The 4,982-nt window shown below is 63.5% G+C and carries 5 protein-coding genes and 1 tRNA gene; 2 read left to right on the forward strand and 4 right to left on the reverse strand.

The features are described 5' to 3' along the window. Positions 1-463: 463 nt before the first annotated feature. Positions 464-838: an MmyB family transcriptional regulator gene (locus tag M8859_RS26925; protein ID WP_249644989.1), complete on the forward strand. Its 375-nt coding sequence runs from the start codon at positions 464-466 to the stop codon at positions 836-838. A 7-nt stretch (positions 839-845) separates the two neighbouring features. On the opposite strand, the gene M8859_RS26930 is transcribed toward M8859_RS26925, so the two are convergent. The 4 genes from M8859_RS26930 to M8859_RS26945 all read right to left on the reverse strand — a co-directional run bounded on the left by M8859_RS26930 (position 846) and on the right by M8859_RS26945 (position 4,310). Then, the gene (locus M8859_RS26930) at positions 846-1,856 is read right to left on the reverse strand and encodes a tyrosine-type recombinase/integrase (RefSeq protein WP_249644990.1); all 1,011 of its coding nucleotides are present in this window, start codon (positions 1,854-1,856) and stop codon (positions 846-848) included. Beyond that, on the reverse strand, positions 1,853-2,365 hold the full coding sequence (locus M8859_RS26935) for a hypothetical protein (protein WP_249644991.1): 513 nt from the start codon (positions 2,363-2,365) through the stop codon (positions 1,853-1,855). The genes M8859_RS26930 and M8859_RS26935 overlap by 4 nt, the downstream gene beginning before the upstream one ends. Before the next feature lie 867 nt (positions 2,366-3,232). After that, positions 3,233-3,317, reverse strand: a tRNA-Leu gene (locus tag M8859_RS26940). A 123-nt stretch (positions 3,318-3,440) separates the two neighbouring features. Continuing rightward, on the reverse strand, positions 3,441-4,310 hold the full coding sequence (locus M8859_RS26945; protein ID WP_249644992.1) for an NAD(P)-dependent oxidoreductase: 870 nt from the start codon (positions 4,308-4,310) through the stop codon (positions 3,441-3,443). Between the two features lie 143 nt (positions 4,311-4,453). Here M8859_RS26945 and M8859_RS26950 point away from each other — a divergent pair, with 143 nt between their 5' ends. Then, a complete protein-coding gene (locus tag M8859_RS26950; protein WP_159930108.1) occupies positions 4,454-4,810 on the forward strand; it encodes a winged helix-turn-helix transcriptional regulator in 357 nt (118 codons plus the stop codon). Positions 4,811-4,982 lie beyond the last annotated feature (172 nt).

The following is a 4,982-nucleotide window of genomic DNA, read 5'->3' on the forward strand; positions in this document are numbered from 1 at the left end:
CTCGCGCACCCCACACCGATGAACATCACGCCCATGCGGTGCTCTACCCGCCTTGGACACCGTGGCCTCGACGATCCGCCGCAGCCTCCAGAAGCTAGCACTACCAGTACATTCAGCGTGGCGAAACGGTAGCCCACATCGGGCTATCACCAGTTCGAGCGTTTCGCGCTGATGTCCGGCACAATCCGATCTACGATCGACACCCGGCTTCGACTATTCGGTGACACCACCGGAATCCCCGAGAAGAGTGAGCTCGGTGGACAGACGCCGCCAACCCGACGCGAGAGCGATGACTTCCCCGATGGAACCTACCAACGCCGCCCTGGACGGTTGGGGCGGTCTGGTGAATCCGGTGTGTCAGCGTTCTGAAATTCGAATTCCGCCATCATGGAGGATGGTCAGATAGTGCAGTCAACAGTGCAGGTTCGGTTGCCCCCAGAGTGGGCAGCACGCCGTTGCGGCGATGCTCCTCGCTGAGGCGAAGAAGCCGTGCTCCTGCGGGTCGGGGTGCAAGCTGACCGGCTCCCGCGTGTCCTGCAACACCACGATCCCGTCCGCAGCACAGGGCCTGGTGCCGGCCACCTCCACCACGCGCCGGCGCACCGCCGCAGCAGTGGCAGGACCGGTGGAGGGGCATGTATTCGAATCGTGCGCTATTGATCACCCCCACGTCGGCGCCATGACCCTGGACTCCGACGTCCTCAGCGTCGTCGGCAACGACCTGCGCATCCTGGTCTACACAGCCCAACCCTGCACCGAAGACGCCGACCACCTGGCGGTCCTGAGCGTCATAGGGACGCAGACCGCACCCCATCCGGCAGGCGCAGTCGCACGGTAATCTGCTGCTACCGGCGGGCGAGGGGGTGGGGCTCGCCGGTGAGCGCGACCAGCACTTCAGCGACCGATGCCAGGCGGCGGGGGTCGTAGTGATCGTGGTGTTCGTGGTTGTCGATGTGTGCGGGTCCGTGCTTGAACAGGTCCGCTGTGCGGTGGCCGAATTGCTTTTCGACGAATGCTTGTGTGGTGTGATGGATCCAGTCCATGTTTACCTGTAGTGCGTCTGCCCAGGCGAGTTCGCAACGGAACCGGCGAACGAGGTATTGGTAGCGTGCGATATCAACCGGTGTCCCGCGTTGGTAGCGCAGTACGTGATCGGTGGTGTTACGGCCACCGCGGCACCGGATGTGGCTGAGCAGGTGGTTCATTAGCGTCGGGGAGATCGGCTGCCATCGGATTGCGCCGTCGTGTTCGTGCAGCCGGGCCAGGCAGTCGTCTCGGTCGAGGTCCTCGATGCGCAGCGCGAGGACAGCGTTTCGGCGGCAGGCTGTTTCGATGTGTAACCGCAGAATGAGCGCGTCGAGTTCGGTGTCGTCACCCGTCGTTGATGCCACACGACCGAGATCTCCGATCTGCTCGACACTCAATACACGAGCCGGTCTGGAAGGCTGGGTTGCTTTGACGACTTCGGCGGCCGTATTCGCCTCCGGTTCGATCAGACCCTCATTTACGGCTGCGTGGTAGAGGAAGCGCAGCGCGGAGATGACGTTGGCATGCGCCCCGTGGCCGCCTCTGCTGTTCGCTCGTGCGATTGCGCGGCGTCGATGCCGCGCCGCGAGCTCCTCGATCTCCGCCTCGGACAGTGAGTCGAGAGGTCGTTGGCCCCATTCCTTTTCGATGATCGACAAGTAGTAGCGGTAATGGGTTGTTCCCTTTGGGGCCTTGATCGCCATCCATTGGATGTACTCGCCGATGGTGGGCATGGATGTTCCACCAGCTTGCGCGGATGTCAGGTCGCCGGCAGTGAGCCCGAGCGATGCCATGAACCGCAGCGCGATATCGACCTCAGCGCGTTTCATGCGACAGCCGCCTTGAACAGATCCCGACGATACGACCACAGCGCCGCACCGACCGCCCGTAGAGGGCAGATGACCAGCAGGCCGCTACCGAGCACACCCGCCATCAGAACCCGCTGGCCGGTGTGCAATCGCGAGGCCCGGCGTGCCGCGACCGGAAGAAACAAATAGCCGTTTCCCGCCACCGACGACTCACCCTCGGCGACAGGCCTGATACACAGCAGCCCCTGGCTGGGTTCGATCGACACCGGTTGACCAGCCTGCCAGCCAAGGCTCTTGATCACCGACCGGTCACCCAACCGGCCCGCCGGATCAATCGTCGTCGTCGCACACGTCAACTCACCCATCGGCGGAACAGGCAACTCGACCGGAAACGCAAACGGAATCTCCGCCGCCGACACGGTCCGCGTCACCGGTGAAACGTTTACGACACCATCTGCCGGGTCGAGCAGGCCGCCGATTTCTCTGTAGTCTCTGGCAACACCAGCCTTGAAACCATCCATCGAGGACATCGACTCGCTGTACGAGATACTCCGATCTGCTCGCATCTGCTTGAATGACCGGTCACCAGACGTTGTGCCCACGCTTCGATTACTCCTTCCGGGTCCCGCTAGCGATCCGCCGCGCACCAAGCTCGCATTCGCCATCGCCCTGGCGGTGGCCCCGGCCCAAGACATGTGCTTACGCGACACCAATAGCCGCCACCCAGCAGGAGCAACCCACCTGTTTCCAACGTGCTTGCCGCATATCTCGACGTGAACCGGCGATAGCTGCTAGGCGAAACTTGCAGTACCTCAACAAAATCGGGACTTTGTCCGCTACAAGCATTCAAGACGAACACCGGGGTCGTCAAGATCAAAGAGGTACCCACCTTGTACACCTTTTCAGTACAAGACACCCACGCTGGGTGCCTTTTCGTCCACCAAAGACGAAAAGTTCCCCACACTGGGTGACTGTTCGGCTTCGGTAGACGACGCCGACGACCAACTGACGCGAAGAACCGCCGCAGCACCTGTAGGTGGACGAAACGCCGACCCGGCAGCGATACGCCGACACAGCGCACTCGGACCGCACTCTGCACCTGTCCGCGCCCCAGCACCGCCTGGGTCCGTGGGCGCACACCGGCGACCACCCGCCCCGAAGAACATCGCCGCCCGCGACCGGCACCGGTGGCGAAACACTGGCCGTCGGCCGGATCGTTTCGCTCCGACTGGCGCACCCCGCCACCGATCACCGAACAGCCCGCACATCCGGGTCGGTGCCGCCACTTTTGACCGACTGCCTGCGCAAATTTGCAGATCGAGGGTGTCCAGACACCACGGGCGACCCAAAAAAGAATGCATCCTCTGCAAATTTGCGGAGGATGCATGACAAAACGGTGTCCGGAGGGGGACTTGAACCCCCACGCCCGATAAAGGGCACTAGCACCTCAAGCTAGCGCGTCTGCCATTCCGCCACCCGGACCGGTGTGCTCAGCAAGATTATCGGATCCCTCCGCGTGGACCAAATCGCGCCTGGACCTGCACATTCTCCGGAGGCGGGGAAAGGAGTTGCGCGGGCCGCGAGGAGTGCGGCCCGCGCGGGGAATCAGCGCAGTTCTTCGAAAATGCGTTCGAATCCCAGGGCGCCGTGGCCGTCGGCCACCTGGCGGTCGAGGAGGGTCTTCATGGGGGCGACGAAGTCGAGGGTGACGTTGGCGTCGCGGCTGGCGCGGGTGATCGCGTCGAGTGCGGCTTTGTGGAAGGCGATGGACTGGACGGGGTCGGTGTAGGTGGCGCTGTCGATGACCTGCCCCTGGTCCGGCAGGGACTCGGCCATCGCGGTGACCCATGCGGTGGCTCGCCTGCCGAAGTCGGCGGCGGAGACGCCGACCGAGCGCATCATGGCCGCGCCGTGCATGAAGCCGCCGAACATGGCGTACATGGTGGCGAGCAGGGCGAAGTCGTAGGTCGAGGCGAAGCCGGCGTCGTCGCCGAAGTACTCTGCGGCGGCGAGCAATTCGAGGGTTTCCCGGTGGGCATCGAAGACCGCTTGCGATCCGCTGTAGAGGATGGAGGCGCCGGGCTGCCCGATCATGGGTGGCACCGCCATGATTCCGCCGTCGAGGTAGTCGCAATCGTGGCTCGCTGCCCAGGTGGCCAGTTCGCGGGCCTCACCGGGGGCGGTGCTGGTGAGGTTGATCAGTTGCCGTCCGGCCAGTCGGTCGGCTACCGGGTCGAGGGTGGCGTGCACCGATGCGTGGTCGAGCAGTACGGCGATGATCGGGCCGTCGGCGTCGATCGCCTCCGCGACGGTCGCGCCGCCGACGGCTCCGGCCGCGAGGAGGTCTGCGTCCTTGCCGGGGGTGCGGTTCCACACCCTCGTCGGCAGGCCGGCCTTCAGGAAGGTGGCGGCCAGCGCTTGGCCCATCGCGCCGAGGCCCAGGATGGTCACCGGGGTCTTCGTGGTTTCCGCCATTGCGGGTTCAACTCCTAGAGGTCGAGTACGTCCTGGTCAGCGCGCTGCAACCAAGAGTGCTAGTTTCCCGGCAGAGGAGCAAGTACCTACTATTTTGTCGGGTACTTACCAATTGGTTTGTGAACAGGTAGAGAGGGCGGGCAATGGGCACGAAGCGATCGGGACCATACATCTGCGGCATCGACGCCGCGATGGATGTGGTCGGCGGCAAGTGGAAGGCGCTGATTCTCTGGGAACTGGACGCGCACGAGGTCCGACGCTTCGGCGAACTGCGCAAGGGGCTGCCGGGAGTTTCGGAGAAGATGCTGATCCAGCAGCTGCGGGAGCTGGAGGAGGACGGCATTGTCAGCAGAACCGTCTACCGCGAAGTGCCGCCGCGAGTGGAGTACCGGCTGACCGATGTCGGTGCCGCGCTCAACGCCGCGCTGGAGCCTTTGGGGGCGTGGGGACGCGCACGGATCGATCGGATCGGCGCGCAGCGAGTGCCTCAGCAGGCCTGAAGTGAATCCTTCGAATGTGAATGTTTCATCTGGGCAACATCATCGAGCGGAAGATCAAGCTACTAGTTGGTAACTTTGGTTAACTTTGTGCATACACAAGTCAATTGACGCATAACCGGGCCCGTCGTATGTTCCACGTCACAACTTTTGCAAGATGTGGGTGGCTGTGCAG

The organism is Nocardia sputi, assembly GCF_023501985.1.

Excerpts from the sequence above, each read along its gene's own strand:
- M8859_RS26930 (WP_249644990.1), bottom strand. The coding sequence starts at position 1,856 with ATGAAACGCGCTGAGGTCGATATCGCGCTGCGGTTCATGGCATCGCTC.
- M8859_RS26925 (WP_249644989.1), top strand. The coding sequence starts at position 464 with ATGCTCCTCGCTGAGGCGAAGAAGCCGTGCTCCTGCGGGTCGGGGTGC.
- M8859_RS26950 (WP_159930108.1), top strand. The coding sequence starts at position 4,454 with ATGGGCACGAAGCGATCGGGACCATACATCTGCGGCATCGACGCCGCG.
- M8859_RS26935 (WP_249644991.1), bottom strand. The coding sequence starts at position 2,365 with ATGTCCTCGATGGATGGTTTCAAGGCTGGTGTTGCCAGAGACTACAGA.
- M8859_RS26945 (WP_249644992.1), bottom strand. The coding sequence starts at position 4,310 with ATGGCGGAAACCACGAAGACCCCGGTGACCATCCTGGGCCTCGGCGCG.